This is a genomic window from Pseudomonas sp. 05L36, assembly GCF_056398125.1.
In genome coordinates, this window is sequence record NZ_JBFTOU010000012.1 from 1 (window position 1) to 24,671 (window position 24,671).

Genomic DNA, 24,671 nt, shown 5'->3' on the forward strand with positions numbered 1-24,671 from the left:
AACCACCTGATCCCATCCCGAACTCAGCAGTGAAACGATGCATCGCCGATGGTAGTGTGGGGTTTCCCCATGTGAGAGTAGGTCATCGTCAAGATTAAATTCCGAAACCCCTATCTGCGCATGCAGGTAGGGGTTTTGTTTTTGTCCGCGGGAAAGCCACGGCTGCTGGATTTCTACGGTAAGCAAACAGCGTACCCATCTTTTCATCGTATGCGTCCGGCCATCACGCCTTGCGTAACTAAACCGGTTGCCACTTATGCGGCAGCAACTCATCGATTTCACTCGCCCGCTGCGTCGGCAGGCGCGTGAGAACATCCTTCAGATATGCGTACGGATCATGGCCATTCAGCCGTGCAAACTGGATCAAGCTCATCAGCGCCGCCGCTCGCTGGCCGCTGCGTGTGCCTTTGAATTGCCTGTAAATCTCGAAGTACATTCAGTTCGCTCCCTGCGATAGATCGTGCGACAACCTGTGTGACGCATCGATGCAAGCCTGGCGGAGCGGGTTTTTTGGCTATCGGACACTTGTTTCCAATCGTTGGCGGATGTTCTGAGGCGGCGGGTTAGAGCGGGTGGATCAGCCTCTGAATTGTCCAAAACGACACTGTTTCACCCTTGCAACACCTTCGGAGCTACTGCTTAATACGCAATCGCTCATAACGTCCAAAATCTTTCGGCGACCGAAAACCACTATAAAAAGAGCACTCCATTGACTGAGCACGGAACGCAACTGGCCTCCCAGGTGACGTTATCGCTGGTTGTCCCCGTTTTTAACGAGGACGATAGTCTCGACACGTTTCTCCTGCGCATTGAGGAAGTCTTCCGGCAGCAGGAATTGATAAAGCTTGAATTGGTATTCATCAATGACGGCAGCACTGACGCCACGCTTGCACGTCTGCTTGAGCGTCAGCAGCATGATTCGCGTCTGCGCATCGTTGACCTGAGTCGCAACTTCGGCAAAGAAGCGGCATTGTCCGCCGGTTTACAGATCGCCACCGGACAGATCGTTGTGCCGATCGACGCCGATCTGCAGGATCCGCCAGAAATCATTTTGCAGATGATCGAGCGTTGGCGAGAGGGCTATGAAGTGGTGCTCGGTCACCGGATCAGCCGGCGTAGCGATACGTGGACCAAACAGACTTCCGCCCACTGGTTCTATCGCCTGCACAACAAGATTGCTGAGCAGCCGCTGCCGGAAAACGTTGGGGATTTTCGCCTGATGGATCGCTGTGTGGTCGACGCCTTGCTGACCTTGCCCGAATCCCGGCGCTTCATGAAAGGCCTGTTTGCCTGGTTCGGGTTTCGCACCACCCACGTTGATTACAAGCGTCCCGAGCGGGTGGCGGGGCAGAGTAAATTCAATGGTTGGCGGCTGTGGAACTTTGCGCTGGAAGGTATCACCAGCTTCAGCACTGAGCCTTTGCGAGTCTGGACGTACATAGGGGCGCTGGTGTCGCTCGTCTCTTTCGCTTTTGCCATATTTATCGTGGTGCGCACGTTGATCCATGGTGTCGACATGCCCGGTTACGCCTCGCTGATGGTCGCCGTAACGTTCCTTGGTGGCCTGCAACTGATTGGCATCGGCGTACTCGGTGAGTACTTGGGCCGCACTTACATCGAATCCAAACGCCGGCCGGTTTTTCTTGTGCGCCGTGTCTACGACCCCAAGGCCTAAAGCATGGATCTCAAGGAAATCGACATCCTCGGCGATAACATCGACGAGCATTGGTATTACTGCTCGAAAGCAGCAGCGACCCGCCGCCTGCTGGGTGACGCGCCAATCAAGCGGATTCTCGACGTGGGCGCTGGTTCCGGTTTTTTTACCCACCATCTGTTGACTCATACCGAGGCGCGCGAGGCTTGGTGTGTCGATATCAGCTACCTCGCCGATTCCAGCGCGACCACCGCTGGCAAGCCGGTGCACTACCGTCGCAGCGTCGAGACCGTCAACGCCGATCTGGTGCTGTTGATGGACGTGCTGGAGCATGTCGATGACGACCTCGGTTTGCTCAAGACTTACGTCGATACAGTGCCGTCAGGCAGCCGGTTCCTGATGACAGTGCCTGCCTTCCAGTTCCTCTGGAGCGGCCACGACGACTTTCTCGAACACAAGCGCCGCTACACCCTGGCCCAATTTGAAACTCTGGCCCGGAACGCGGGTTTGACGGTACAACGCGGTGCCTACTATTTCGGTGCGGTGTTCCCGATCGCCGCTGCGATACGTTTGTTGCCCCTCGGACGGCAGGGTTCAGCGCCTCGTTCGCAGCTCAAGCGCCATCATCCGCTGGTGAACACTGTGCTCAAGACTCTCTGTAGGCTTGAATTGCCATTGATGGGCATGAACCGCCTGGCCGGCTTGAGTGTATTCGTGCTGGCGCGAAAGCCCTGACATCAGCCGAAAAAACAGCGTTGATCCAGCGCGGTTTGCGTTTTGCTGTAACCGGATTGTTCGTTACTGCCCTGCATGCGCTGGTTGCGGTGCTGTTCATCAATTTCGTCGTCGCACTTCCGCCTCTGGCTAACGGTGTGGCATTTGCCGTGGCGACGGTGGTGTCCTACGTCATCAATACTATCTGGAGTTTTTCTGCCCGATTGCATGGCAGAACTCTGCTGCGTTTCCTGCTGGCATCGGCGGGCGGTTTTTTGTTGGCGATGTTTGTCGCCTGGGCCGCGCAGATGGCGGGGTTGCATTATCTGCTGGGGATTGGTGCGGTGGCGCTAATGGTTCCGGCATTCACTTTTGTCTTGCCCAATTTCTGGACGTACCAATGAAGCTTTCTACAACGCGCCGGGTGACTGCGCTGCTGCCCGTCCTTTTGGGAATCCTTGCATTTTTCATCGTGGTCGGCCCGCGGGCATTGAACCCGATGAATATTGCCTGGTTGGAGGGGGGGGCGATCCAGCCACCCATTACCTGGGCTGGGCTTTTTTCAGGCATTCACCCTGGACATTTCCGTTGGGGCTTAATCCGTCGTATGGGTTGGAATTGAGCAACGCGGTAATTTTCTCTGATTCCAATCCTCTGTTCGCTTTGATCTTCAAGCCGTTTTCGGCTCTGCTTCCTGAACCATTCCAGTATTTCGGGTTTTGGTTTCTGACGTGTTTCATCCTGCAGAGCTGGTTTGGCTGGAAGCTGACGGGGTTGGTCAGTCGCAATGTGGTGTTGCAATTGCTCGGTGCCGGGTTGTTTTTGTTCGTCCCGACGATGATTATCCGGATGGGAGTGCATTTATCCCTGGCCGGACATTTTCTCGTATTGGCAGCGCTTTATCTGGCCCTGCGCCCATTTACGCAAAAACGCTGTCTGGCATGGGGGGCGCTGCTTGGTGCGACAGCACTGGTGCACGCTTATTTGCTGGCGATGGTTGCATTGATCTGGACGCGGACCTTGCAGCCGGCGCCCTCCAGCGCCGCCTGAAGCCGGGCAAAGCGCTGACCGAGTTGATCGGTCTGTTCCTGCTGGTCAGTCTGTGTTGCTGGCAAGCGGGTTACTTCAGTGTTGGCGATAGTGGTCTTTCGTTAATGGGATATGGCTTGTTTCGGGCGAATGTCCTGACCTTCTTCGATCCGGGTACCTGGTCCTACAACCTGCGGGACATGCCAAGTGTGTTGGGCGACAGTGATGGGTTTGCCTTCCTGGGGGGGGTGTCATTTTCCTGCTCATCTGCGCTTTAGTGCTATTGCTGCAAGGGACGGGGGATCTTGGCGCCAAGGTTCGCCGTATCCAATAACGTAGGTGTAGGGTCATTCGAATTCCGGATTCCCCTGCCGGACGCCGTTGTAGCCGTCGCAACGATCTTCCGTGGCTCAGGGCGGATGATCTGGCCGGTGATGTACATGGTTATTTTTGTCACTCTTTATGTGGTGATTCGCGGGCATACCCCGCGCACGGCGGTGTTGCTGTTGAGCATTGCTTTGGTGATTCAGGTGGCGGATACGCGATCGGGATGGACAGTCTCGCGCGGTTTATTCATGACTTCACCGGCGTCCGAGTGGAAGACGCCACTGGCAGATCCTTTCTGGCAACAAGCAGCAAAGCATTATCAGTACGTGCGATGGATTTGCCCGCAGAACTTATCGGAACAGTGGATGACATTGGCCGACTATGCGCATACCCATCATCTACCCACAAATGCCGTCTATCTTGGGTGAGTCAGTTCGCTGGCCGTCGAGGCGGCGCAGGCTCAGTCGGTTCGGATGCTGGATTCGGGAAGTTACGCGCAAGATACCCTGTACGTGCTGGATAACCGCTCCTTGCTCCAGGCTGCCCAGACATTGAAGAGTGAGATCGATGTGCTCGCCAGAATTGACGGTTTGAATGTGTTGGCACCGGGATGGAAGCGCTGTAACGATTGTCCGCCCGTATTGGCGCCGGATGCATTGAAGCTGATTCCGGAACTCAAGCAAGGCGAGAGAGTGGTGTTCAGTAAAGAGAGTCCGGCGGTGGATTATTTGGCCAAGGGATGGTCGCTTAACGAACCGTGGGGAACCTGGTCCGAAGGCGCCGAGTCGCAAATCGTTTTGCGGCCAACATCAAGGGTGAATTCATTGTTGCTGGAACCAGCGCGTTGCTCGCACCTACGCACACAGAGCAGTCGCTGGAGATTGTCGTCAATGATGTGAGTGTACTGTCCACCCGGTTGGTCAAGCCTGAAGCAAACCGAATCAACATCGGATTACCCGCAGCCGTGCAACAGCTCATCGAACGTCAAGGCGTACTGCGTATTTTTTTCAAATACTCCAATGCCATCAGTCCGGGAGAGCTTGGCATGAGTAACGACCCGCGCAAACTGGCAATCGGATTACAGGCGCTGACTTTGAATTGAACAAACGTAACGTCTGCACCGGCATTGTCTATCGTTCAGGCACGTAGACGTTATCCCCGAGCCTTTCTACACTGCCTTCCAGTCTGGGGATCGGGGGGCAGTGGATGAATCGCAACGAACTTCGCAAGGCGGATATCAACCTGATGGTGGTATTCGAAACACTGATGCTCGAGCGTAATGTCACTCGGGTGGCGGAGAAGCTGTTTCTCGGTCAGCCGACCATCAGTTCGGCGCTCAACCGCTTGCGTGCAATGTTCAATGATCCGCTGTTCATACGCGTCGGCCACCGCATGGAACCGACAGCGCGGGCAGAGGAGATCATCAAGCACCTGTCGCCGGCGCTGGACTCCTTGTCCGTGGCCTTGAGCCTGACCCATGATTTCGATCCGGCCAGCAGTACGATGACGTTCCGCATCGGTCTGTCCGACGATGTCGAGTTTGGTCTGTTGCCGCCATTGCTGCGAGTCTTGCGCCAGGAAGCGCCCAACGTGGTGTTTGTGGTGCAGCATGTCGATTACTGGCGGATTCCCGACTTGCTGGCGTCTGGTGATATCACGGTGGGTATCAGCCAGACCCGTGGCTTGCCGGCCAATGCCAAGCGCAAGTTGCTGCGGCACATCCATCCCAGCATATTGCGCGCCGATGCCTCCGACACACCGCTGACCCTCGATGAATATTGCGCGCGACCACACGTGCTGGTGTCCCATACCGCCAACGTCAGTGGCTATGCCGACGAGTGGCTGGCAGATATCGGTCGCACGCGCCAGGTAGTGCTCTCGGTACCGCAATACAGTGCGTTGCCAGCCTTGCTCGCCGGGACGGACCTGATTGCCAGTCTGCCGGATTACACCGCCGAGGCGATGGCTGCATCGGGAATGCTGTTCAAGGAGCCCTTTCCGATCAAGACGCCGACTCTGGACCTGTCCATGGTCTGGCTCAGTCATGTCGATACCGACCCTGCCGAGCGCTGGTTACGCTCGCGCCTGGAAGCGTTCATGAGTGAACGTGCCGTTTTGCCACTGCCCGAATGAACAGGGCGACGCTGTGTTATATGTACGACCTGCCCAACTACTTACAGGATCTGACTCATGCCTCACCTGCACATGGAATACACCGCCAACCTGACTGATCTGAATGCCGATGTGGCATTGATGCGGTTGAACAATACGCTGGTGGGTTCCGGTCAGTTTGCCGAATTCGACATCAAGAGCCGCGCGGTCGAGGTCGACACGTTCAAGGTCGGTACGGCACTGGCCGAGCGGGCGTTCGTGCATGTGAAACTGGCGCTGTTGAGTGGTCGTTCCGCAGAGATCAAGAAACAACTGTCTGAAAGCCTGCTGGCGGTGGTGCAGGAGCTGTGTGAGTGGCCGACTGGCGTTGAAGTCCAGCTGTGCGTGGAGATTCTTGACATCGATCGCGATTCCTACAGCAAGACCGCCATCAGCAACTGAGTATCAGGCCGTTTCCTGCTCGATGCTGGTCTGGATCACCTGCTCTCGCAGCCAGGTGTTGGCGCTGTCCTGATCCGCGTCCTGGCTCCACTGCATATCGAGGGTGAAACCCGGCAAGCCTTCGGGCGCTTCACAGTGATTGAAAGTGTCTGCACCGGCCAGCAGTCGCTGGATGCGCCGGGGCAGGGTCAGGGCATAGTCGGTGCCGGTAATCAGTTTCAGCGCTGCACTGTAGCTGTTGGCGCGTGCGACGATCTGGCGCTGTTGTCCTTGCTGCGCAAGCCAGCCGTCGACCATGTTGGTGGCGGACGTCCAGGGTGTCGGGAACACGTGTCGACGTTCGACATAGGTTTGCAGACTCAAGCGCGGTTCCGCCGGCGTGGCGCGTTTGTCGAAAACACACACCAGATCGTCTTCGAGCAGCGTCCGGGATTTGAAGTCGACGTGACTGCGATGAAAGTGCGGGCCGAAGCACATCACCAGGTCGAGGCTTCCGTCGCGTAACGCTTCGGCAGGGATGTCGGCTTCGAGTTTGAACACATTGACCATCACTGGAAGATCGGCGAGGTCGAAGCGTTTCAGCAGGCGCGGCAGGATCAACTGTTCGAAATATTCCGGTGCGCAGATGTTGAAGGTCACGGGTTTCAGCCCGGGGTCGAACGTGGGTGGGCCGGCGTGACACAGGTTGATGCTTTCCAGGACTTTCAGCACGTGAGGGTACATCGTGCCGGCCTTGCAGGTGGGCTGCATGCCACCGGTGCGGGTATTGATGAACAGTTCGTCCCCGAAACAGGTGCGCAGTTTTTTCAGGCAGTAACTCACCGTGGACTGGCTGACGCAAAGCGTCTCGGATACGCCGGTGACGCTGTTTTGCTCGTACACGGCGACGAACACCATGAGGTCCTGCATGTCGAGTTTTCTAAGCGAATTACTGTTCAGCATCCATTGCGTCTCGCTGCGTCCCTTGCACTGACCGTGCGCAAGGATGAGCGAAAGATCCTAGCGGAATGAGCGAGCAGGGAGAATGCCTTGCAGGACGTTTCGCCCAGGCCCGTGTCAGCCCTGGACCATCGCCGACACGGCGCGGCGGCTGGACATCAACAGCGCGAACATGCCGAGGCCCACCAGTACCGCGCCGGCCATTTCCAGCGGCAGCGGCGTCTGGCGCCCCCACAGCCAGTGAAACAGGGTGATGAACAGCGTACTCAGGTAGATGTAGGAAATCACCGAGGACGGCGCGATCACGCCGATGGCCCGATGCAGCAGCCAAAACGTCGCCAGGGTGGCGAATACCGCCAGGTACATCAGCCAATAGAAATCGCTGAGCGTCAGCAATGATGCCGAGCGCCAACCGCCACTGAATCCACAGAACACCAGCAGAAACAGCGCACCGAACAGCATGTTCCAGAACGTCATGGGCACCGGCCCACGCCCCTTGAGGCTGTTGGCTTTCAGGCGCTGGCTGAGAGGGGCGTAGAGTGCCATCGCCAGGCAACCGACGCCGTACACCGTCAATGCATACGGCGATGGCAAATCGCCGGGGCCGGTGCCTTTCATGATCAGCAAAACCGCCCCGGCAGCGGCGAGCAGCATCGGCACAATCCGTTGTTTCAGGCGGCTGTCAGGTGTCAGCACGGCTTCGAAACCCAGGGTCATCAGCGGCACCAGCGTGAACATCGTCCCGGTGTTGACGGCCGAGGTGTAGCGCAATGCTTCGAACAGCGAACCGAAGTACAGTGCCAGCAGCAGGCCTAGTACCGCGTGACCGAGCAGCCCGCGAGCGGTCATGACAACATCGCCTTTGAACAGCAACAGCGGCAGGAACACCAAGGCACAAAACAGCAGGCGCAAACCGGTCAGCAGGATCGGGTCGATGGCCTGGCTGACTTGCGCCGCCGCGGAAAACGACACGGCGATCAACAAGGCCCAAAGCAGCATGCTGGCGTGAGCGGCGGCGAAACCGATGGTTTTCATGGCAGGCTCCGGATCAATGGATGTGGCGGGTGTAGTGCCTTGGGTTGAAGCGCAAAACCATCAACATCATCAGTGCCATGACCGCTGTCAGCGACCACCAGGCCCATTCAAAGCTGCCGAGCCGGTCGCGGATTATCCCCGCCAGCAGCGGCGACAGGCCGGCGATCAAGTAGCCAATGCCTTGAACGAAGGCGGTCAGGCCACCAGCGCGCAAGGGATTGTCCAGGTGATCCAGCGATACGATCAGACTCATCGGGAACAGGCCGCCAATGCCCAGCCCCAGCAGGCATGGCCACATCAGGCTCAAATGTTGTGGGCTCAGAATCAATCCGCAGAAACCGGCGATGATCAGTACAAGCAATACCATCAGCACGACACGGCGGTCGCGGCTGCGATTGGCGATGACGGGCGTCAGCAGGCCCGACAGCACTTCCATGGCGGTCAGAAATCCGAGCAGCAATCCGGCGTGCTGCTCGCTCCAGCCCTTTTCCACGTAGTACGGTGCCAGCCAGGCCAGGACACAGGTGTAGGACGCAGTGCCCAGGCCAAAGAAGATCGCGAGTAACCACGCGCGGGAATTGGCGAAGAACGAACCATTACTGGAAGCCTTTGAATCCCGTGTCGGCATCTCCGCCCGTTGGGTACCCCAGAGCAGCAATGCCAGCACGGCGAGAATCGCCCAGATCGCCAGGCCCATACGCCAGCTGCCGGTACGTTCCATCACCAGTGGCGCAAAGGAAGCACCCATGGCGGCACCGCCCATGATCGACGTGACGTAGAGTCCCATGCACAGGGCGACATTGTCGCTGAAGCGGGATTTGATCAGCGCTGGCATCAGCGCCTGGATCAGGGCTATCCCGATACCTGCCAGTACCGCGCTGAGAAGCAGCTCCGCAGCTGAATCAAGGAGCAACCGCGAAAGCGTGGCCACGCCGATGATCAGCAACGAGAACACCACCGTGCGCTGGTCGCCGAATCGCTGGCTGACGTGCAGGCCGACAAACATCGCCAGTCCCATGGCCGTCACCGGCAACATGGTCAGCAGTGAAGCCTGGCTGAAGCTCAGCGCAATGTCGTCGCGAATCGCCGAGAGCAGAGGCCCTACAGCGGCCATGGAAGGGCGCAGGTTCAGGGCAACCAGGACAATGCTGAACATGAACCAGAGGGCAGGGCGGGAAGTGGCTCGGGTGTTTTCCATGATCGGACCTTGAACAGTAGGGTTCCGATTAGGCGCGCGAGGCCTGGAGGCGGCAAATCAGAAATTCCGACGAAGTATTTAGAAATTAAATACAAGTCGCAGCCAAATGTTTAGTCAGGCCTTATCCAAGGTTCTTCAAATCCCGATTTAACGACTCAACCCATCGTGTGACGCTGCGGGTCATCTGTTTTCTGCGGTTCTCTCTATGGACGGTTGGCCAGTCGTAATCCACTTCAAGGCATCCATCGACGCTCGAGCGTCGAGCCTTCTTCGTCGATTCACGCCCGCCACCGCGCCAAACCTCTCTGCACTTCCTTCTGAACTGGCCTTCTGGGCGCTGTGGCATTGCCGCCATGCGCGCCCGCCGGATTCCTGCTTTTTCCGCTGATTGTTCCTACCTATTCCGGTTGATGCCGGGATTAACGTGCGGGTGCTTTTGCGTACCCGTCTGACACGGAAAAGAGAATTCCCATGAGTTGTGCCACGACCTCGTTTGCCACCAGGCTTGAAGCCCAGACATTTCTGGAGCAGAACCCGGACATTGAAATGTTCGAACTGTTCATCCTCGACAATAACGGAGTACCGCGGGGCAAGCTGCTGCATCGTGACGAGTTGCTGGCGGTGTATGAAAGCGGACGGCCATTGCCGAGCACCATCCTCGGCCTGACCATCAATGGCGATGACGTGGAGAACTCCGGGCTGGTCTGGGATGTCGGTGATATCGACTGTCGGGCCTACCCGATCAGCGGCAGTCTCACGCGCATGCCGTGGCGTCTGATACCGACGGCGGCCGTGCAGGTCAGCATGCATCCGACGGAGGGAATGCCCGCCACTATTGCCGATCCTCATCATTTGCTGGCGAAAGTCATCGAAGGCTTGCAGGCTGACGGTTATTACCCGGTCATGGCAGCGGAACTGGAGTTCTACCTGCTGGATCAGCAACGCGACAGCAATGGCCGGCCACAACCGGCACGGGATGTCGATGGCGGGCGTCCGCGCGGCACCCAGGTCTATGGTTTGCGCGAGCTTGAACAGATCGAGCCGTTCCTGGCCGATCTCTATAGCGCCTGCAAGCTCCAGGGGATCCCGGCGCGCACGGCCATTTCCGAATACGCACCGGGGCAAGTGGAAATCACCCTCGAACATCGCACCGACGCACTACAGGCGATGGATGAAGCGGTGCGCTACAAGCGTCTGGTCAAGGGGGTGGCGCACAAGCACGGCATGACCGCCTGTTTCATGGCCAAGCCTTTCGATGACCTGGCCGGCACCGGGATGCACATGCACGTGAGCCTGGCGGACAAGGATGGCAACAACCTTTTCGCCAGCGAAGCCCCGGATGGAACGCCACTGCTCAAGCAGGCCGTCGCAGGCATGCTCAGTACCTTGCTCGATTCGCTCTTGCTGTTCTGCCCCAACGCCAACTCCTACCGTCGATTCCAGGCCAACAGCTATGCGCCACTGGCGGCCACCTGGGGCGTGGACAATCGCACCGTGAGTTTGCGCGTACCGGGCGGGCCGGCATATTCCCGGCACATCGAGCATAGGATCTGTGGCGCAGATGCCAATCCTTATCTGGCGGCTGCGGCGATTCTGGCCGGTATGCATCGCGGTATCCGCGAACAACTCGACCCTGGTGCGCCGGTGGAAGGCAACGGCTACGCCCAGGCTGCGAGACTGTTGCCGACAGACTGGCTGACCACCTTGCGATCGCTGGAAGGTTCGAGTTGGGCCAAAGAAGCCTTCGGCGGGGAATTCCTCAGTGTCTACCTGGCGGTGAAACGCGCCGAATATCGCCAATTCATGGGGGAGGTCGGTGAGCAGGACTGGCGCTGGTATTTGCATCAGGCTTGAGTCGAAGCTGTACCGGAGCTGAACCATTCTCAAATAGTCTGGAAGTATCAGGCTGGTTTGTAAGCCAACTAATCGTTGGCTTCTTTTTCACGAAAAATTGATGGTTGGCTATCTAAAATTAGAGCTGTCTCGGTAAATGAAATTTTCACATTTGCCGAAGACACTTTTTCAGGACCCGCCGAATCTCATGCTTAAGATTAAAGCCGTGCGCCCCGAATGGGTGACGCTGATTGCCAGCGCATTTTTGTTAGTTGGCTTCAATTTTGTACTCTGGCAGCACCTGTTCGAAATCACCGCATCCGACGGCAAAGGCATCGTCATGCGCGTGGCCTTTGGGGTGATGATCTTCGCGGCCTTCAACATTGTGCTGACCCTGCTGGCATTCCGGCCGGTGCTCAAGCCGGTCCTGACCCTGCTGTTCATGATCAGTGCGGGCGTGGCGTATTTCATGAGCCAGTATGGTGTTCTGATCGACACCGGCATGTTGCGTAACTTCGCTGAGACCAATGCTACGGAAGTGCGCGACTTGCTGTCGCCAAAGTTGTTTGTTTTTATTGTGCTGCTCGGCGTTTTACCGTCTTGGCTGTTGTGGAAGACACCGGTTAATTATCGTCGCTGGCACCGTGAACTACTCAGTAAAGTTTTGGTGACTTTTGCCTCGGCAGCGGTCATTGGTGGTGTTGCACTGGTTAACTATCAAGGCCTGTCCTCGCTGTTTCGCAATCACCACGAGTTGCGCCTGATGGTGGTGCCAAGCAACTACATTGGTGCCTCGGCTGGTTTCTTGCGCGAGAAAGTAGCGAGCGCACAACAGCCCTTTGTCAAAATCGGTGAAGATGCCCAGCGCAATCCAGCCTGGCAAACTCACGGGCGCAAATCCCTGACGGTTCTTGTCGTGGGTGAAAGTGCCCGGGCGGAGAACTTCGGCATCCTTGGCTACAACCGTGACACCACGCCGAAACTGAGTAAGGAAGACGGCCTGATCGCCTTCACCGATGTGCATTCCTGCGGGACTGAAACCGCCGTATCGGTGCCTTGCATGTTCTCCAATATGGGGCGCAAGGACTACAACGCCAGCAAGGCAAAGAACGAAGAAGGCCTGCTTGACGTGCTCAAGCACGCGGGTATCGACGTGATCTGGCGTGACAATCAGTCAGGCTGCAAAGGTACGTGCGATCGCGTCACCATTCAGGACGTCAGCAATCTGAAAGATCCGGCGCTGTGCGCCAACAGTGAATGCCGCGATGAAATCCTGCTGCAGGGGCTGCAACATTTCATCGATACCCTGGACAAGGACACAGTATTGGTATTGCACCAGATGGGCAGCCACGGTCCGGAGTACTTCAAGCGTTATCCGAAAGAGTTCGAGCGCTTCACCCCGGTTTGCGAGAGTAATGCCCTGAACAATTGCAGTCGCGAAAGTATCGTCAACGGCTACGACAACACCCTGGTATATACCGACCATGTACTGTCGACCTTGATCGATCTGTTGCGCAGTAACCAGGACAAAGTGGATACCGCGATGCTGTATCTGTCGGACCACGGCGAGTCCCTGGGTGAATACAACTTGTTCCTCCACGGCACGCCTTACATGCTGGCACCCGAGCAGCAAAAGCATGTAGCCATGTTTGCGTGGTTCTCCGACAGCTATAAAAAGTCGTTTGCGGTAGATACCCGTTGCCTGCAACAGAATCGTGAAAAGCCCCTGAGCCAGGACAACTTGTTCCATTCGATGCTTGGCCTGCTGGAAGTCAACAGCAAGGTCTACAACCAGGATCTGGACATGTTTGCCGGATGTCGTGGTCCAGTGGTCAACGGTGTGTTGGCCAAAGATTGAGTGCACAGGTTTTGTTTCACACGGCGGCCGTTGACTTGCGGCCTGTAGAACTTTCATCAAGAGCCATTGCACATGTCCGCTCAGCCTCCATCCGCCATCGAGCTTGAGATTGCCCGGCGCTACGACCAGGAGCACGCGCGCGTCTGCCTTCAGCCGCAAGCGCCGGGTCTGGCCGGGCGTCTGGCGCTCTGGCGTGAGGAGCGTCTGGTGCGCAATGCGCTCAAGGTCGCCGGCGAGCCGGGCCTGATCCTGGATGTGGCCTGCGGTGTGGGGCGTTTCTGGTCGGTGCTGGCCGAGCATGCGAATCGGGTAATTCTCGCGACAGATCCATCTCAAGACATCCTTGATCACGCTCGCATCCATCACCCTCAGAGTTTGTTGAAGCGGATCAAGACCTTTCAAAGCTCGGCGTTCTCGATTGGCTTGTCGGAGAACGCGGTTGACTGCATTTTTTGCATGCAACTGTTTCAGCACCTCACCAACCCGGAACATCGTCTGGCGATGCTGGGCGAGTTTTACCGGGTCAGTCGCGATACGGTGATTGTCGCAGTGCGCCTCGACGGTCTTTTCAAGGCCGCGCGCTCGGGTGTGGAAGGGCCGTTACCGAGCAAGACCGAGGTGGAAAGCGAATTCAGGCAGGCGGGTTTCCGGTTGCTCAGCCATCAGGACTTTTTTCCGGGTTGCGCGCGGATGCGGATCTACGTGCTGGGTAAGACCAGCTAGCCCGACGTTGTCGGACTATTCTGTATGTCACGCAGTAATTTTCGCTAACGCTCTTGTTCAGTGGATGCGCGGAAATCGCCGGGGGCGATATATACTGCGCGCCATTCTTCAAGGGAGAGCCGTGTGGCCATCGATATTCACTGGATTCGCGACAACGATAGCCTCGGACGGTTGTGTGCCGAGTGGCAGCAGTTGCCATTCGTTGCCCTCGACACCGAATTCATGCGGGTCGACACCTTCTACCCGATCGCCGGCCTGCTGCAGGTCGGCGATGGCGAACGCGCCTACCTGATTGATCCACTGACCATCGATAACTGGCAACCACTGGCCGCGCTGCTGGAAACCCCAGCCGTGGTCAAAGTTGTCCACGCGTGCAGCGAAGACCTCGAAGTCTTGCTACGCCTGACCGGCAGCCTGCCGGCGCCACTGTTCGATACGCAGCTGGCTGCCGCTTACCAGAACCTCGGTTTTTCCATGGGTTATTCGCGGCTGGTGCAGGAAGTGCTCGGCATCGACTTGCCCAAGGGTGAAACCCGTTCCGACTGGTTGCAACGTCCGCTTTCCGAAACACAGATCAGCTATGCCGCCGAAGATGCCGTGCACCTGGCTGAAGTCTTCGTAAAGCTGCGGCCAAAGCTGTCTGACGAGAAGTACGCCTGGGTCCTGGAAGACGGCGCCGAACTGGTGGCCAACCTGCGCCGCGAGATCGATCCGTACGAGGTCTATCGCGATGCCAAGCTGGCCTGGAAGCTGTCTCGCGCCCAACTCGCCGTTTTGCGTGAGCTCTGCGCCTGGCGCGAAAAGGAAGCCCGCGCGCGTGACCTGCCGCGCAACCGGATTATCCGCGAGCATTCGTTGTGGCCGCTGGCGCGTACGCAACCGGATAACCTCGGTGCCTTGGCGAAAATCGAAGACATGCACCCGCGTACCGTGCGTCAGGACGGCGAGTTTCTGCTTGATCTGATCAAGCGCTCTGGCAGTGTGTCGCCTGATCAATGGCCACCAGCCGTGCCGGAGCCATTGCCGGTGGACGCTGCCGTGCTACTCAAACAGATGAAAGCCATCGGCCAGGCCGAAGCCGAGCGGCTGAACATTGCGCCGGAACTGATGCTGCGCAAGAAAACCCTGGAAGCGCTGCTCAAGAGCGGCTTTCCCAATGGTCCCTACCAATTGCCTGATTCGCTGCGTGGCTGGCGCCGCGAATTGATGGGCCAGGCGCTGCTCGACAGCCTGGCCACCGCCGGAGAACAGCCTTGAAACGTATTTGTTCCATCTACCGCAGCTCGAAGAAAAACGAAATGTACCTGTATGTGCTCAAGAGCGATGCTCTGGAACGTGTGCCGGATCCCCTGATGGCAGCCTTCGGCAAGGCCATCCACGCGTTCGATCTGGTGCTGAGCCCCGAGCGCAAACTGTCGCGCGAGGACATCACGGTCGTGCTGGAAAACCTCGACAAACAGGGTTATCACCTGCAAATGCCGCCTGCCGAAGACGAGTACATCGAGCACTTGCCGGAAGAATTGTTGCGTCGCAACGATCCGGTGTGAGCGGCAGACAGGCTCTGTTCAGAGTGGTTATGAAACACTGATTGATTTTTGCGATGGCAGCATCGACGGAGCACCGCTCTGTCGGCGGCCGTCTGTACCGTTTTTGAAAGGTTTGAAGCATGCGCGTCCTGATTGCTGAACACGACCACCCCGTGTACGCCCAACTGTTACGCGAGGCGGCACCGGACCTGGAGGTGCTGACCAGCGGTGATTCCGCCGAACTGGCCAGCCAGGCCGCCGATTGTCCGGTGTGGCTCGGCCAGCCAGATTTGCTGGCGACCCTGTTACGACAGGGCCATCAACCGCAATGGCTGCAATCGACCTGGGCCGGCATCACGCCGCTGCTGGCCGATGGCTTGCCGCGGCACTATCGGCTGACCCGTGCCGTCGGCATCTTCGGACAGGTCATGGCCGAGTATGTGCTCACGTATATGCTCGGTCACGAACGTGAAGTGCTGGCGCGACTGGTCAGCCAGGTCGAGCGCAAGTGGGACAGCCGCCATGGCCAGAGCCTGGCGGGGCGCAAGGTGTTGATCGTCGGCACGGGTGATATCGGTCAAAGTGTCGCGCAGTTCCTCGTGCCGTTCGGCGTCGAGTTGTATGGCGTTGCCAGCAGCGCACGGGAGCAGGCACCGTTTATCGAAGTCGGATCAATGGCGGATTTGCCGCGGCTGGTCGGTGAAGTCGATTACGTGGTCAATCTGCTGCCGAACACGCCGGACACCCACGATATCTACGACGCGGCGCTGTTCAAGCAATTCAAGCCGACCGGGTTGTTCATCAACGCCGGGCGCGGTGTGGCGGTGGTCGATGCGGATCTGGTGGATGCCTTGAAGGAAGGGCATCTGGCGGGTGCGGTGATCGATGTGTGCCGTCAGGAGCCGTTACCCCAGCGTCATCCATTCTGGACAGCCTGGGGCCTGCTGCTGACCGGCCACAGCTCGGCACCGACTTCGCCTTCGATGATGGTGAAGCTGTTTGTCGAGAACCTGCGGGCGTATCAGGCGGGAGAGGCGTTGCGCGGGGAAGTGGATTTCGATCGCGGGTATTGATTCACCGCTTGCTTGAAAATTGTACAGAACCTGTAGGAGCGAGCTTGCTCGCGATAGCGGTGGGGCAGTCAACATCGATGCTGGATGTGACGGCCTCTTCGCGAGCAAGCTCGCTCCTACAGGGGGCTAGCGGTTGGGCTTAGAGGGTGAAATCACCTTCAGCCGCCAACTCGCTCAATGGACGACGCGGGCTGGGTTCTTCACGGGCTTGCAGGTAATCCGCCAGGCTTGCCTTGTCCCCCAGCTTGCCCACCGCGACGGCGGCGTGCAGGGCGTAGCCTTCAGGAATGTTCAGCTCCTTGCGGGTCAGTTCCTGGTCGAAACCGGCCATGCCGTGGGTGTGCCAACCGCTCAGGCTCGCTTGCAAGGCCAGGTGACCCCAGGCGGAACCGGTGTCGAAGGTGTGCCACAGGGCCGGGGTTTCTTCGGTGGCGCCAGGCACGGCGAAGGTGGTTTTCGAGATCACGATCACCAGGGCCGAAGCATGTTGCGCCCAGCTGCGGTTGAATTCGTTCAGCAGGCCCAGGTAGCGCTCCCAGTTCGGCGTGTCGCGACGTGCGTATAGGAAGCGCCAGGGTTGCGAGTTGTAGGCCGAGGGTGCCCAGCGGGCGGCTTCGAAGAAGCTCAGCAGGGTTTCCTCTGGAATCGTTTCGCCAGTGAAGGCGCGGGGCGACCAGCGATCGGTGAACTGAGGGTGAATGGCGTAATCGGCAACGCGTGGGTTGGCACTCATCAAGAGATTCCTTGCTACGTTTGAAAGTGGGAGCGACGCAAAACCCTACTTGGCAGCGCAAAATCTGACAAGCCCGTTCTACCGACAGTCGCCAATGCTTGGCCCGCGGGCTTTCGGGCACTAGACTGGCTGCCTTTTCACCACCTGATGTCGATGCTCGAACCATGGCCGCCAAAGTAGAACCGTTCTGGATACGCAAAACCCTTGATCAACTCGATCGGGAGGAATGGGAGTCGCTGTGCGACGGCTGTGGATTGTGCTGCCTGCAAAAGCTTGAAGACGAAGACGACAACAGCGTTTATTACACGCGCATCGCCTGCAAATTGCTGGACCTGAAAACCTGCCAGTGCACGGACTATCCCAACCGTCGTGACTCTGTGCCGGACTGTATCCAGCTCACGCCGGGCAAGGCCGACGAATTCAAATGGCTGCCGCCGACCTGTGGCTATCGCCTGGTCAGCGAAGGCAAGGACCTTCCATTGTGGCATCACCTGGTGTGCGGTGATCGCGATGCTGTGCATCACGAGCGGATTTCCCAGTCCGGGCGCATGCTCGCCGAAGGCAGCGTGCCGGAAGATGATTGGGAAGATCACCTGATTTTCCGCGCGGGCTGACGGCCGAACGTATAACGTTTCACGAAGGAGTGTGTATGGCTGTGGGATGGCGGCAGGCGTGGGTCGTTGGACTACTGGTCGTGAACTCACCCGTATGGGCAGCGAACAAAGTCAATCTGGATTATCACGTACACCTGTTGCCCCAGAGCGATCAGGCCGAAGTGCGCCTGACGCTCGCCCAGGGTTCGGCGGTGCGCAGCCTGGATTTCGACCTCGGCGACGGCAGCCACTACAGCGATTTCAAGGCCGACGGCCAATGGCAACTGACCCCTGGCAAAACGGCGCGCGGTATCTGGCGTCCGACTGCCGACAAGGCCAGCCTGATTTACCGTGTGAATATCAGCCACGGGCGCAAGAGCGGCAGCTTCGATGCGCGCATGACGCCAAACTGGGCGTTGATGCGCGGCGACGATCTGGTGCCGGCTGCCAGACTCGATCAACAGGATGGCATCGAACTGGTTTCACGCCTTGAATTCGAGCTGCCCGATGACTGGAAAAGCGTTGAAACCGCGTGGCCACGGATTGGCCAGAACAAATTCCGTATCGATAATCCTTCCCGACTGTTCGACCGGCCCACGGGCTGGATGCTCGCCGGCCAGCTTGGCAGCCGCCGTACTCGTCTGGGCGAGACCGAAGTCACCGTCACCTCGCCGCTGGGGCAGGGTATGCGCCGTATGGATGTACTGACCTTGCTGAGCTTCGTCTGGCCGCAAGTGCAGGCGCTGTATCCGCGACACCCTGGCAAACTGCTGATCGTCGGGGCCAATGATCCGATGTGGCGTGGCAGCCAGTCGGCGCACGAGTCGATCTATCTGAACAGTCACCTGCCGTTGGTCAGCGAGAGCGGCTCCAGTGCGCTGGTCCGTGAGTTGGCCCAGATGTTCGGGCGGATCAACGGCGCCCAGCGCAGTGACTGGATCAGCGAAGGCTTTGCCGAGTATTACGCCATCGAACTGATGCGCCGGGCCGGCGGCATGAGCGATGAACGCTACGAGAGCGTGCACGGCAGACTGGTCAAGAGCAGCCAGAAAGTCACCACGCTGCGCGGTGAACAGATCAGCCCGGCGCAGGTGACCAGGGCAGTGGTGTTGCTGCAGGAACTGGATCGCGAGATTCGCCTGAAAACCCACAACAAGCGGTCGCTGGACGACGTGTTGCGCGGGGCGATGCAGCTGGGGAATATCGATACCCAGGCGTTTGTTCAGCTCAGCGAGAGCGTGATTGGTGGCTCTTCAAAAGTACTAAGTACCGAGTTGATCCAGTAACTCCGCGTTCGCTGGCAAGCCAGCTCCTACATCGGTTTTGTGAATGGCACAGTTCAAATGTAGGAGCTGGCTTGCCAGCGAAGGGGCCGGTTGCCTCAGTGAAACTCCCGGATCAAACCCCTGCTTTCGGCGATTTCAGTGAATCATTGCCGGTAACGGTCGCGGTTTTGGTCGCCGCCTCGGCATTGGCCTTCAACTGGCTCAGTTCTTCACCCGCCCGCTGGATTTTCGCCCGCACGTTGTTCATGTCCTGACGGCTTTTCTCCAGCAGGCTTTTCGCCGAACTGTGGCCGGTAATGCCGCGCGCCAGGGCCACGCCGCCGATGGCCACCTGGATCAGGCCAAAGATCCCGCCACGCCGCAGGCCCTTGCCCACCATCACCACGCCGCCGGCCAGGGAGCCGATGCGTTCCCAGCCCTGCACGTTTTGCTCGGAGGGGCTCTGGAACGGGGTGGATTCGATACGCTCGACGCGTTTGAGTTCGCTCATGGTCTGTCTCCAGGCTTGGGTGATCGATAGTCAAGCTGACAGCCAGGGCGGGCAGCTCGTTCAATCGGATGTGCGGCGATTAGCGGAATTTTGGCCCGGAGCGGGTATTGAGCCCCTTGGACATGCGGTCGTAGAGCACGACGTTGACCGTGGCGGCCAGGTTCATGCAACCGGTGGTCGGAATGTAGACCACGTCTTCGCACCAGTCGCGAATCTCTTTATCCAGCGATCCGTCTTCCGGGCCGAAGATGTAGAGCGCGCGATCCGGGTGGGTGTATTCCGGCAACGGGCGAGCGCCTTCGACCAGTTCCACGGCGACCGGCACACAGTTGAGCGGCAGGATTTTCTTCAGGTCGTCGATGCCGATCAGTGGGATATCGTAGTGCACGCGCTTGGTATCGGTGACGAAGTCGGCGGCGCGCTCATAGCGCTTGCCGGTGTAGAACACCGACGCCACGCCATAACAGCCAGCGGCGCGCATCACCGAACCGACGTTCTCCGGTGATTTGGGGTTATACAAACCAATGCAGCTGTACCGTTTGTCTGCCACGAGCGGGGTGCCTTTCGGGAAAAAAGCGCGATTATACGGGGATTGGGCGGCAGCGGTCAGTTCGGAGATTGGCGGTGTCAGGACTATTGCAATCGCGAGCAAGCTCGCTCCCACAGTTGACCGAGGTGTCCTGACGGACGCAGAACAATGTGGGAGCGAGCTTGCTCGCGATGAGGCCAGTTCAGGCACTGAAGATTTTTAATCTTCCTTTTTCATCAACCCCGCCAACGCCGCAAACGGATTGTGCGTGGCCTTGGCGATTTTCGGCGTGCTGAGGGAGCCTTCGTCGAAATACTGCTGGTCGGTATAACGCGAGTGTTCGTTATCGTGGCAGTACAGGCACAACAACTCCCAGTTCGAGCCGTCCTGCGGGTTGTTGTCGTGGTTGTGGTCGCGGTGGTGCACCGTCAGTTCGCTCAGGCGCTTGCCGGAGAACTCACGGGCGCAGCGGCCGCAGACGTGCGGATACATCTTCAGGGCCTTGTCGCGGTAGCCCATTTCCTTGTCGCGCTGGTTGTCGGCGAGGATGCGATCCAGCTTCGAAGTGTTGGTCGGGGTGGACGAACTCATGGGTTCACCTTTGTAAAATGACTAATGACGGTATTAAGCGAAGTTTAGCTCAGCCCTTGAGCTTCTCGGCAATCCAGATGGTGTGGCGGGTGCCCTTGTCGCCATGGGCGAAGACCTGCACTTCCTCGGCCTTGAAACCGGCTTTCTTCAGTTTGTCGGAAAATTGCCGGTCAGCGCTGGCCGACCAGACGGCCAGCACACCTTTTGGTCTCAGGGCCTTGGCGCAGGCACTGAGGCCACCGGCGGAGTACAGCCAGCTGTTGGCTTTCTGGGTCAGGCCTTCGGGGCCGTTGTCGACGTCGAGCATGATCGCATCGAAACCCTGGGGTTCGGCTTGCAGGACTTTGGCCACGTCTTCCATGCGAATCACCGTCCGCGGGTCGAGCAGCGGATTGCCAGCCTTCTCGCCCAGTGGTCCACGATTCCACTCAACGACACCGGGAACCAGTTCGGCGACCACCACTTCGGCAGTCTTGCCCAAGTGCTTGAGCGCCGAAGCGAGGGTGAAGCCCATGCCCAGGCCGCCGATGAGCACCCGTGAATTCGGTCGACCGGCGACTTTGCGACACGGGATTTCGGCCAGAGCATCTTCGGAGCCATGCATGCGCGTATTCATCAATTGCCCGCCATCGCCCCCCTGGATCTTGATGACAAAATCCTCGCCGTATTCGAACAGGCACAGGGCACCGCCGTTTTCAGGAATGGGGGTGGTGTCCAGCAGAACGAAACGTTTCATGGGGCTCACTTGAAGAAAATTGGCAGAACACGGGAGGGCAAACAGACGCAGTTGGGAGTAGCCTGTTTATGACGACAAGGTCAACGGAGCCATTGATGAAGCGCACCATTCTAACGGTCATTGCCCTGGCCGCGCTCTCGATAACTGCAGTGCCGGCTCAACAGCTGCAATCGATTCCCGTCAGCCCCGCGCCGATGCCCGGTTCGCCCGGCACCGCGACGCCCACGCCATACCCGCAAATCAGCCCGGCGCCTTTGCCTAAAGTCGGCCCCGGCAGTAGCGGTCCGCCGTTGGTGCCGATTGAAATGCCGAGCCCGCCGACCAAGGACCAGCCGATACCGGGTCTTGCGCCCAATCCGCCGAAAGCCAAATCGCCGGGCGGCTAGACCTGCTGTGAAAGCAGTTGGCCGTCGGCCATGCGCAGGCGTTTGGACAGGGAAACGGCGAGGGCGCGGATGATCTTGGCGGCGATTTTCGGTGCGTCGTTGAGCATCTTTTCCAGCGAGTCCTTGCCCAGGTTGAGCAACTGGCAGTTGCTTGCGGCCACGCAACTGGCCGAGCGCCGTTCGCCGTCGAGCACGGCCATTTCGCCGAACGAGCGGCCGCTGCGCAACGTGGCGATGGTGACGCGTTGCCCGCCGGCGGTGGTTTTCTGCACTGCCACCTGACCGGTGTGGATGATGCACATGAAGCTGCCGGCATCGCCCTCCTGGAAGATCTCCTCGCCCTGGGCAATGGTGCTGATACTGAAGTAGCCCGAAGCCGCGACGAAGTCCGCCGGCAGCAGTTGATTGAACAGGCCGCAATCCATCAGCCAGTCGCGAATTTCGTTGTTCAGAAAGGTTGGTTCTGACATGTCGTGCGGTCTTTTTTGTTGTCTGGTTCGGTTCCGGATATGAATTCACCGCACACCCTGTAGGAGCTGCCGCAGGCTCGGGCCGCGTTCGGACGATCTTTTGACTTTGATATTTCAAGATCAAAAGATCGCAGCCTGCGGCAGCTCCTACATGGGTCAGTGTTGTGTCGGCTTCCTGTGTTCGGAACTATGACCCGCACACCCAGCCAAGTTCCTCAGGCAATGCCCAAAACCTTGAACAAAAATGCATATTCGAGTGCTACGTCACGCAATCCCTGATATCGACCGCTCATCCCGCCATGCCCGGCACCCAGTTCAGTCTTGAGCAGCAGGGGATTGCTGTCGGTCTTGGTCGCGCGCAATTTCGCCACCCACTTGGCTGCTTCCCAATACTGCACACGGCTGTCGTTGTAACCGGCGATCACCAGAGTCGCCGGATAAGCTTGTGCGGTGACGTTTTCGTACGGGGCGTAGGCCTTGATCCGATCATGGACGGCCGGCTCTTCAGGGTTGCCCCACTCGTCGTATTCCGTGACGGTCAATGGCAGGTCAGGGTCGAGCATGGTGTTGAGTACGTCGACGAACGGCACTTCGGCGATGGCGGCGCCAAACAGCTCCGGCCGTTGATTGAGCACCGCGCCGATCAGCAAGCCACCGGCGCTGCCGCCGCTGATCGCCAACTGCGGTGCAGTGGTGAAGCCCTGGGCGATCAGGTGTTCGGCGCAGGCGATAAAGTCGCTGAAGGTGTTGTGCTTGTGCTCCTGCTTGCCGGCGCGATACCAGGCTTCCCCCAGTTCGCCACCGCCACGCACGTGGGCAATGGCAAACGCCATGCCGCGATCCAGCAGGCTCAGGCGCGCGTGGGAAAACCACGGGTCGAGGCTTTCGCCATAGGCGCCATAGCCGTAGAGGTACAGCGGCACGGGTTTGCCGAGGTCTGCACGCTTGATCACCAGGCTGATGGGCACTTGCGTACCGTCCGGTGCAGTGGCCCACAGGCGCTGGCTGACGTAGGCATCGGCATCGAACGGGCCCAGCACCGGAGTTTGCTTGAGCACTTTCTGCTCGCCAGAGGCCAGGTCCAGTTGGCGGATTTGCGCCGGACGGTTCAACGCTTCGTAGCGCAGGCGAATCCGCTCGCTTTCGAACTCCAGGCTGTTTTGCACGTGCAGGCTGTAGGCCGCATCCGGCAGTTGCACGCGATAGGGCGCCAGGCCTTGCGGGTGAACCTCAATGACCGGCAAGCCGCCGACCCGCAGGCTGAGGGTCATGGCCCCGGTGTTCAGGCTGATGCCGTCGATCATCACCGTGTCACTGTGGGGGATCAGGTTCTGCCAGTCGGCTTCGGTGGGCGCGGCACCGGTATCTACAGCGGTGTACAAGGCGAAATTGATGCCGTCACGGTTGCTGCGAATGAACCAGGTCCATTGACCGTCGAGTACGCCGTGGTCGACGTCGTACTCATGATCCTCGACCCGTGGCGCGATGCAGGTAAAGGCTTGCTGCGGCTGGTTGGCGTCGAGGACCCAGGCTTCGCTGGTGGTCTTGCTGCCCACGGACAGCAGCAATTGCTGCTCGGAGCTTGAACGGTAGCAATGCATGAAGAAGCGCCCGTCCGGCTCATGGAACACTTCTTCGGCCGCCGTGCCGTCCAGTCGATAGCGATACAGCTTGTGCGGACGATGGGTGTCATCCAGTTCGCCAAAGAACAGCGTCAGGCTGTCGTTGGCCCAGGTCATGCTGCCGTCGCAGTCCTGGAATTCCAGTTCACTGACACGGCCGTCGGACAATTCCTTCACGAACAGCGTGTAAATCTCCTCGCCACTGGAGTCGATGCTGTAGGCCAGGCGCTGGTTATCCGGGCTGATGCTGAACGCCCCGAGCGAAAAGAAGCCGCCATTGGCCAGTTCGTTCGGGTCCAGCAGTAGTTGTTCGCGGCTTTCGTCGAGGGTCAGGCTGTCATCGGCCGGACGCGGGCAGCGGTAGTGCCGGGCGTACTCATCGCCCGCCGTGGTGCGGGTGTAATACAGATACGGTCCCCACGGCGAGGGCAGGGACAGATCGGTCTCGAGAATCCGCCCCTTGATCTCTTCGAACAGGGTTTCACGCAGCCCGGCCTGGTCGGCGGTTTGCGCTTCCTGATAGCTGTTTTCGGCCTTGAGGTAGTCGAGCACTGCTTCGGTGTCGCGCTCTTGCAGCCAGGCATACGGGTCGGAGCCATCAGCCATGTGGGCAATCGGAGCGTCGTGAATGTTGGCGGATAGGGGCATGAAGGGCTCTCGAACAGTGTACGGAATAGGGGCTTGGCAACCGGTGGGAGCGGGCCGCGCCCAACAGTCAGGCATTGATGCAGCCTGACGGGCGAAAAGCCGTTATCATAAGCGCCTCTTTGCCT

Annotated in this window: 27 protein-coding genes, 1 rRNA gene and 2 pseudogenes; 19 read left to right on the plus strand and 11 right to left on the minus strand. The window is 58.8% G+C overall.

Annotated elements, in window-relative coordinates; genetic code table 11:
- Positions 1-94 (plus strand): 5S ribosomal RNA (rrf, locus tag AC1DKH_RS14715); the annotation flags it as partial.
- A gap of 144 nt (positions 95-238) precedes the next feature.
- Here the strand turns inward: rrf and AC1DKH_RS14720 are convergent.
- Positions 239-400: pseudogene (locus AC1DKH_RS14720) on the minus strand (transposase domain-containing protein); the annotation flags it as partial.
- A gap of 309 nt (positions 401-709) precedes the next feature.
- Between AC1DKH_RS14720 and AC1DKH_RS14725 the strand changes: the two are divergent.
- From AC1DKH_RS14725 to AC1DKH_RS14765, 9 genes and pseudogenes are all read left to right on the plus strand, one after another.
- A complete protein-coding gene (locus AC1DKH_RS14725; protein ID WP_477798519.1) occupies positions 710-1,675 on the plus strand; it encodes a glycosyltransferase family 2 protein in 966 nt (321 codons plus the stop codon).
- 3 nt (positions 1,676-1,678) lie between these two features.
- Complete coding sequence (locus tag AC1DKH_RS14730) at positions 1,679-2,389, plus strand: class I SAM-dependent methyltransferase (protein ID WP_477756733.1); 711 nt, start codon at positions 1,679-1,681, stop codon at positions 2,387-2,389.
- Positions 2,386-2,772 (plus strand): GtrA family protein, encoded by a 387-nt coding sequence (locus tag AC1DKH_RS14735; RefSeq protein WP_477798590.1) that lies wholly within the window; start codon positions 2,386-2,388, stop codon positions 2,770-2,772. Before AC1DKH_RS14730 ends, AC1DKH_RS14735 begins: the two co-directional genes overlap by 4 nt.
- Complete coding sequence (locus tag AC1DKH_RS14740) at positions 2,769-2,990, plus strand: hypothetical protein (RefSeq protein ID WP_477760748.1); 222 nt, start codon at positions 2,769-2,771, stop codon at positions 2,988-2,990. Before AC1DKH_RS14735 ends, AC1DKH_RS14740 begins: the two co-directional genes overlap by 4 nt.
- Positions 2,915-3,882: pseudogene (locus AC1DKH_RS14745) on the plus strand (DUF6311 domain-containing protein); the annotation flags it as partial. The gene AC1DKH_RS14740 and the pseudogene AC1DKH_RS14745, both read left to right, overlap by 76 nt.
- Positions 3,883-3,972: 90 nt before the next feature.
- Positions 3,973-4,152, plus strand: coding sequence for a DUF6311 domain-containing protein (locus AC1DKH_RS14750; protein WP_477798591.1), 180 nt, complete (start codon positions 3,973-3,975; stop codon positions 4,150-4,152).
- A gap of 329 nt (positions 4,153-4,481) precedes the next feature.
- Positions 4,482-4,826: a hypothetical protein gene (locus AC1DKH_RS14755; protein ID WP_477798520.1), complete on the plus strand. Its 345-nt coding sequence runs from the start codon at positions 4,482-4,484 to the stop codon at positions 4,824-4,826.
- Positions 4,827-4,930: 104 nt separating this feature from the next.
- Positions 4,931-5,857 (plus strand): LysR family transcriptional regulator, encoded by a 927-nt coding sequence (locus tag AC1DKH_RS14760; RefSeq protein ID WP_477760740.1) that lies wholly within the window; start codon positions 4,931-4,933, stop codon positions 5,855-5,857.
- Between the two features lie 57 nt (positions 5,858-5,914).
- On the plus strand, positions 5,915-6,277 hold the full coding sequence (locus AC1DKH_RS14765) for a 5-carboxymethyl-2-hydroxymuconate Delta-isomerase (RefSeq protein WP_477798521.1): 363 nt from the start codon (positions 5,915-5,917) through the stop codon (positions 6,275-6,277).
- A gap of 3 nt (positions 6,278-6,280) precedes the next feature.
- Here AC1DKH_RS14765 and AC1DKH_RS14770 read toward each other — a convergent pair whose 3' ends face one another.
- The 3 genes from AC1DKH_RS14770 to AC1DKH_RS14780 form a co-directional block, all read right to left on the minus strand.
- Positions 6,281-7,219 (minus strand): LysR family transcriptional regulator, encoded by a 939-nt coding sequence (locus AC1DKH_RS14770; RefSeq protein WP_477798522.1) that lies wholly within the window; start codon positions 7,217-7,219, stop codon positions 6,281-6,283.
- A 114-nt stretch (positions 7,220-7,333) separates the two neighbouring features.
- Complete coding sequence (locus AC1DKH_RS14775; protein ID WP_477798523.1) at positions 7,334-8,251, minus strand: DMT family transporter; 918 nt, start codon at positions 8,249-8,251, stop codon at positions 7,334-7,336.
- Between the two features lie 13 nt (positions 8,252-8,264).
- Positions 8,265-9,449, minus strand: a complete 1,185-nt coding sequence (locus AC1DKH_RS14780; RefSeq protein ID WP_477798524.1) for a cyanate transporter — start codon at positions 9,447-9,449, stop codon at positions 8,265-8,267.
- Positions 9,450-9,920: 471 nt separating this feature from the next.
- Here AC1DKH_RS14780 and AC1DKH_RS14785 point away from each other — a divergent pair, with 471 nt between their 5' ends.
- The 6 genes from AC1DKH_RS14785 to AC1DKH_RS14810 all read left to right on the plus strand — a co-directional run bounded on the left by AC1DKH_RS14785 (position 9,921) and on the right by AC1DKH_RS14810 (position 16,462).
- On the plus strand, positions 9,921-11,303 hold the full coding sequence (locus AC1DKH_RS14785; RefSeq protein ID WP_477798525.1) for a glutamine synthetase family protein: 1,383 nt from the start codon (positions 9,921-9,923) through the stop codon (positions 11,301-11,303).
- 187 nt (positions 11,304-11,490) lie between these two features.
- Positions 11,491-13,140: a phosphoethanolamine transferase gene (locus tag AC1DKH_RS14790; RefSeq protein ID WP_477756351.1), complete on the plus strand. Its 1,650-nt coding sequence runs from the start codon at positions 11,491-11,493 to the stop codon at positions 13,138-13,140.
- A 72-nt stretch (positions 13,141-13,212) separates the two neighbouring features.
- Positions 13,213-13,863, plus strand: coding sequence for a class I SAM-dependent methyltransferase (locus tag AC1DKH_RS14795; RefSeq protein WP_477798526.1), 651 nt, complete (start codon positions 13,213-13,215; stop codon positions 13,861-13,863).
- 123 nt (positions 13,864-13,986) lie between these two features.
- Positions 13,987-15,120, plus strand: a complete 1,134-nt coding sequence (rnd, locus tag AC1DKH_RS14800; RefSeq protein ID WP_477798527.1) for a ribonuclease D — start codon at positions 13,987-13,989, stop codon at positions 15,118-15,120.
- Positions 15,117-15,410, plus strand: a complete 294-nt coding sequence (locus tag AC1DKH_RS14805; protein ID WP_477760744.1) for a YcgL domain-containing protein — start codon at positions 15,117-15,119, stop codon at positions 15,408-15,410. The genes rnd and AC1DKH_RS14805 overlap by 4 nt, the downstream gene beginning before the upstream one ends.
- Positions 15,411-15,529: 119 nt before the next feature.
- Positions 15,530-16,462, plus strand: coding sequence for a D-2-hydroxyacid dehydrogenase (locus AC1DKH_RS14810; protein ID WP_477798528.1), 933 nt, complete (start codon positions 15,530-15,532; stop codon positions 16,460-16,462).
- A gap of 139 nt (positions 16,463-16,601) precedes the next feature.
- Here AC1DKH_RS14810 and AC1DKH_RS14815 read toward each other — a convergent pair whose 3' ends face one another.
- On the minus strand, positions 16,602-17,195 hold the full coding sequence (locus AC1DKH_RS14815) for a nitroreductase family protein (protein WP_007984791.1): 594 nt from the start codon (positions 17,193-17,195) through the stop codon (positions 16,602-16,604).
- 164 nt (positions 17,196-17,359) lie between these two features.
- Between AC1DKH_RS14815 and AC1DKH_RS14820 the strand changes: the two genes are divergently transcribed.
- Both AC1DKH_RS14820 and AC1DKH_RS14825 read left to right on the plus strand, forming a co-directional pair.
- A complete protein-coding gene (locus AC1DKH_RS14820; RefSeq protein WP_108218518.1) occupies positions 17,360-17,809 on the plus strand; it encodes a YcgN family cysteine cluster protein in 450 nt (149 codons plus the stop codon).
- A gap of 35 nt (positions 17,810-17,844) precedes the next feature.
- Positions 17,845-19,074: a hypothetical protein gene (locus AC1DKH_RS14825; RefSeq protein WP_477798529.1), complete on the plus strand. Its 1,230-nt coding sequence runs from the start codon at positions 17,845-17,847 to the stop codon at positions 19,072-19,074.
- A 112-nt stretch (positions 19,075-19,186) separates the two neighbouring features.
- On the opposite strand, the gene AC1DKH_RS14830 is transcribed toward AC1DKH_RS14825, so the two are convergent.
- The 4 genes from AC1DKH_RS14830 to AC1DKH_RS14845 form a co-directional block, all read right to left on the minus strand.
- Positions 19,187-19,564, minus strand: coding sequence for a YgaP family membrane protein (locus tag AC1DKH_RS14830; protein WP_015096372.1), 378 nt, complete (start codon positions 19,562-19,564; stop codon positions 19,187-19,189).
- A gap of 79 nt (positions 19,565-19,643) precedes the next feature.
- Entirely contained in the window at positions 19,644-20,114 is a 471-nt protein-coding gene (locus tag AC1DKH_RS14835; RefSeq protein ID WP_007993783.1) for an RNA methyltransferase, read from the minus strand.
- A 198-nt stretch (positions 20,115-20,312) separates the two neighbouring features.
- Positions 20,313-20,684 carry a YajD family HNH nuclease gene (locus AC1DKH_RS14840; RefSeq protein WP_007898702.1) on the minus strand — a complete coding sequence of 124 codons (372 nt, stop codon included), beginning with the start codon at positions 20,682-20,684 and terminating at the stop codon, positions 20,313-20,315.
- 49 nt (positions 20,685-20,733) lie between these two features.
- Positions 20,734-21,420 (minus strand): spermidine synthase, encoded by a 687-nt coding sequence (locus AC1DKH_RS14845; RefSeq protein WP_477798530.1) that lies wholly within the window; start codon positions 21,418-21,420, stop codon positions 20,734-20,736.
- A 95-nt stretch (positions 21,421-21,515) separates the two neighbouring features.
- On the opposite strand from AC1DKH_RS14845, the gene AC1DKH_RS14850 reads away from it, so the two are divergent.
- Positions 21,516-21,806: a hypothetical protein gene (locus tag AC1DKH_RS14850; protein ID WP_477798531.1), complete on the plus strand. Its 291-nt coding sequence runs from the start codon at positions 21,516-21,518 to the stop codon at positions 21,804-21,806.
- Here AC1DKH_RS14850 and AC1DKH_RS14855 read toward each other — a convergent pair.
- Together AC1DKH_RS14855 and AC1DKH_RS14860 are read right to left on the minus strand one after the other, a co-directional pair.
- On the minus strand, positions 21,803-22,276 hold the full coding sequence (locus AC1DKH_RS14855) for a cyclic nucleotide-binding domain-containing protein (protein ID WP_477762595.1): 474 nt from the start codon (positions 22,274-22,276) through the stop codon (positions 21,803-21,805). The genes AC1DKH_RS14850 and AC1DKH_RS14855 overlap by 4 nt on opposite strands.
- 215 nt (positions 22,277-22,491) lie before the next feature.
- Positions 22,492-24,546: a S9 family peptidase gene (locus AC1DKH_RS14860; RefSeq protein WP_477798532.1), complete on the minus strand. Its 2,055-nt coding sequence runs from the start codon at positions 24,544-24,546 to the stop codon at positions 22,492-22,494.
- Between the last annotated feature and the right edge of the window lie 125 nt (positions 24,547-24,671).

Excerpts from the sequence above, each read along its gene's own strand:
- AC1DKH_RS14730 (WP_477756733.1), top strand. The coding sequence starts at position 1,679 with ATGGATCTCAAGGAAATCGACATCCTCGGCGATAACATCGACGAGCAT.
- AC1DKH_RS14740 (WP_477760748.1), top strand. The coding sequence starts at position 2,769 with ATGAAGCTTTCTACAACGCGCCGGGTGACTGCGCTGCTGCCCGTCCTT.
- AC1DKH_RS14750 (WP_477798591.1), top strand. The coding sequence starts at position 3,973 with ATGACTTCACCGGCGTCCGAGTGGAAGACGCCACTGGCAGATCCTTTC.
- AC1DKH_RS14760 (WP_477760740.1), top strand. The coding sequence starts at position 4,931 with ATGAATCGCAACGAACTTCGCAAGGCGGATATCAACCTGATGGTGGTA.
- AC1DKH_RS14765 (WP_477798521.1), top strand. The coding sequence starts at position 5,915 with ATGCCTCACCTGCACATGGAATACACCGCCAACCTGACTGATCTGAAT.
- AC1DKH_RS14770 (WP_477798522.1), bottom strand. The coding sequence starts at position 7,219 with ATGCTGAACAGTAATTCGCTTAGAAAACTCGACATGCAGGACCTCATG.
- AC1DKH_RS14775 (WP_477798523.1), bottom strand. The coding sequence starts at position 8,251 with ATGAAAACCATCGGTTTCGCCGCCGCTCACGCCAGCATGCTGCTTTGG.
- AC1DKH_RS14780 (WP_477798524.1), bottom strand. The coding sequence starts at position 9,449 with ATGGAAAACACCCGAGCCACTTCCCGCCCTGCCCTCTGGTTCATGTTC.
- AC1DKH_RS14785 (WP_477798525.1), top strand. The coding sequence starts at position 9,921 with ATGAGTTGTGCCACGACCTCGTTTGCCACCAGGCTTGAAGCCCAGACA.
- AC1DKH_RS14790 (WP_477756351.1), top strand. The coding sequence starts at position 11,491 with ATGCTTAAGATTAAAGCCGTGCGCCCCGAATGGGTGACGCTGATTGCC.
- AC1DKH_RS14795 (WP_477798526.1), top strand. The coding sequence starts at position 13,213 with ATGTCCGCTCAGCCTCCATCCGCCATCGAGCTTGAGATTGCCCGGCGC.
- AC1DKH_RS14810 (WP_477798528.1), top strand. The coding sequence starts at position 15,530 with ATGCGCGTCCTGATTGCTGAACACGACCACCCCGTGTACGCCCAACTG.
- AC1DKH_RS14815 (WP_007984791.1), bottom strand. The coding sequence starts at position 17,195 with ATGAGTGCCAACCCACGCGTTGCCGATTACGCCATTCACCCTCAGTTC.
- AC1DKH_RS14820 (WP_108218518.1), top strand. The coding sequence starts at position 17,360 with ATGGCCGCCAAAGTAGAACCGTTCTGGATACGCAAAACCCTTGATCAA.
- AC1DKH_RS14825 (WP_477798529.1), top strand. The coding sequence starts at position 17,845 with ATGGCTGTGGGATGGCGGCAGGCGTGGGTCGTTGGACTACTGGTCGTG.
- AC1DKH_RS14830 (WP_015096372.1), bottom strand. The coding sequence starts at position 19,564 with ATGAGCGAACTCAAACGCGTCGAGCGTATCGAATCCACCCCGTTCCAG.
- AC1DKH_RS14840 (WP_007898702.1), bottom strand. The coding sequence starts at position 20,684 with ATGAGTTCGTCCACCCCGACCAACACTTCGAAGCTGGATCGCATCCTC.
- AC1DKH_RS14845 (WP_477798530.1), bottom strand. The coding sequence starts at position 21,420 with ATGAAACGTTTCGTTCTGCTGGACACCACCCCCATTCCTGAAAACGGC.
- AC1DKH_RS14850 (WP_477798531.1), top strand. The coding sequence starts at position 21,516 with ATGAAGCGCACCATTCTAACGGTCATTGCCCTGGCCGCGCTCTCGATA.
- AC1DKH_RS14855 (WP_477762595.1), bottom strand. The coding sequence starts at position 22,276 with ATGTCAGAACCAACCTTTCTGAACAACGAAATTCGCGACTGGCTGATG.
- AC1DKH_RS14860 (WP_477798532.1), bottom strand. The coding sequence starts at position 24,546 with ATGCCCCTATCCGCCAACATTCACGACGCTCCGATTGCCCACATGGCT.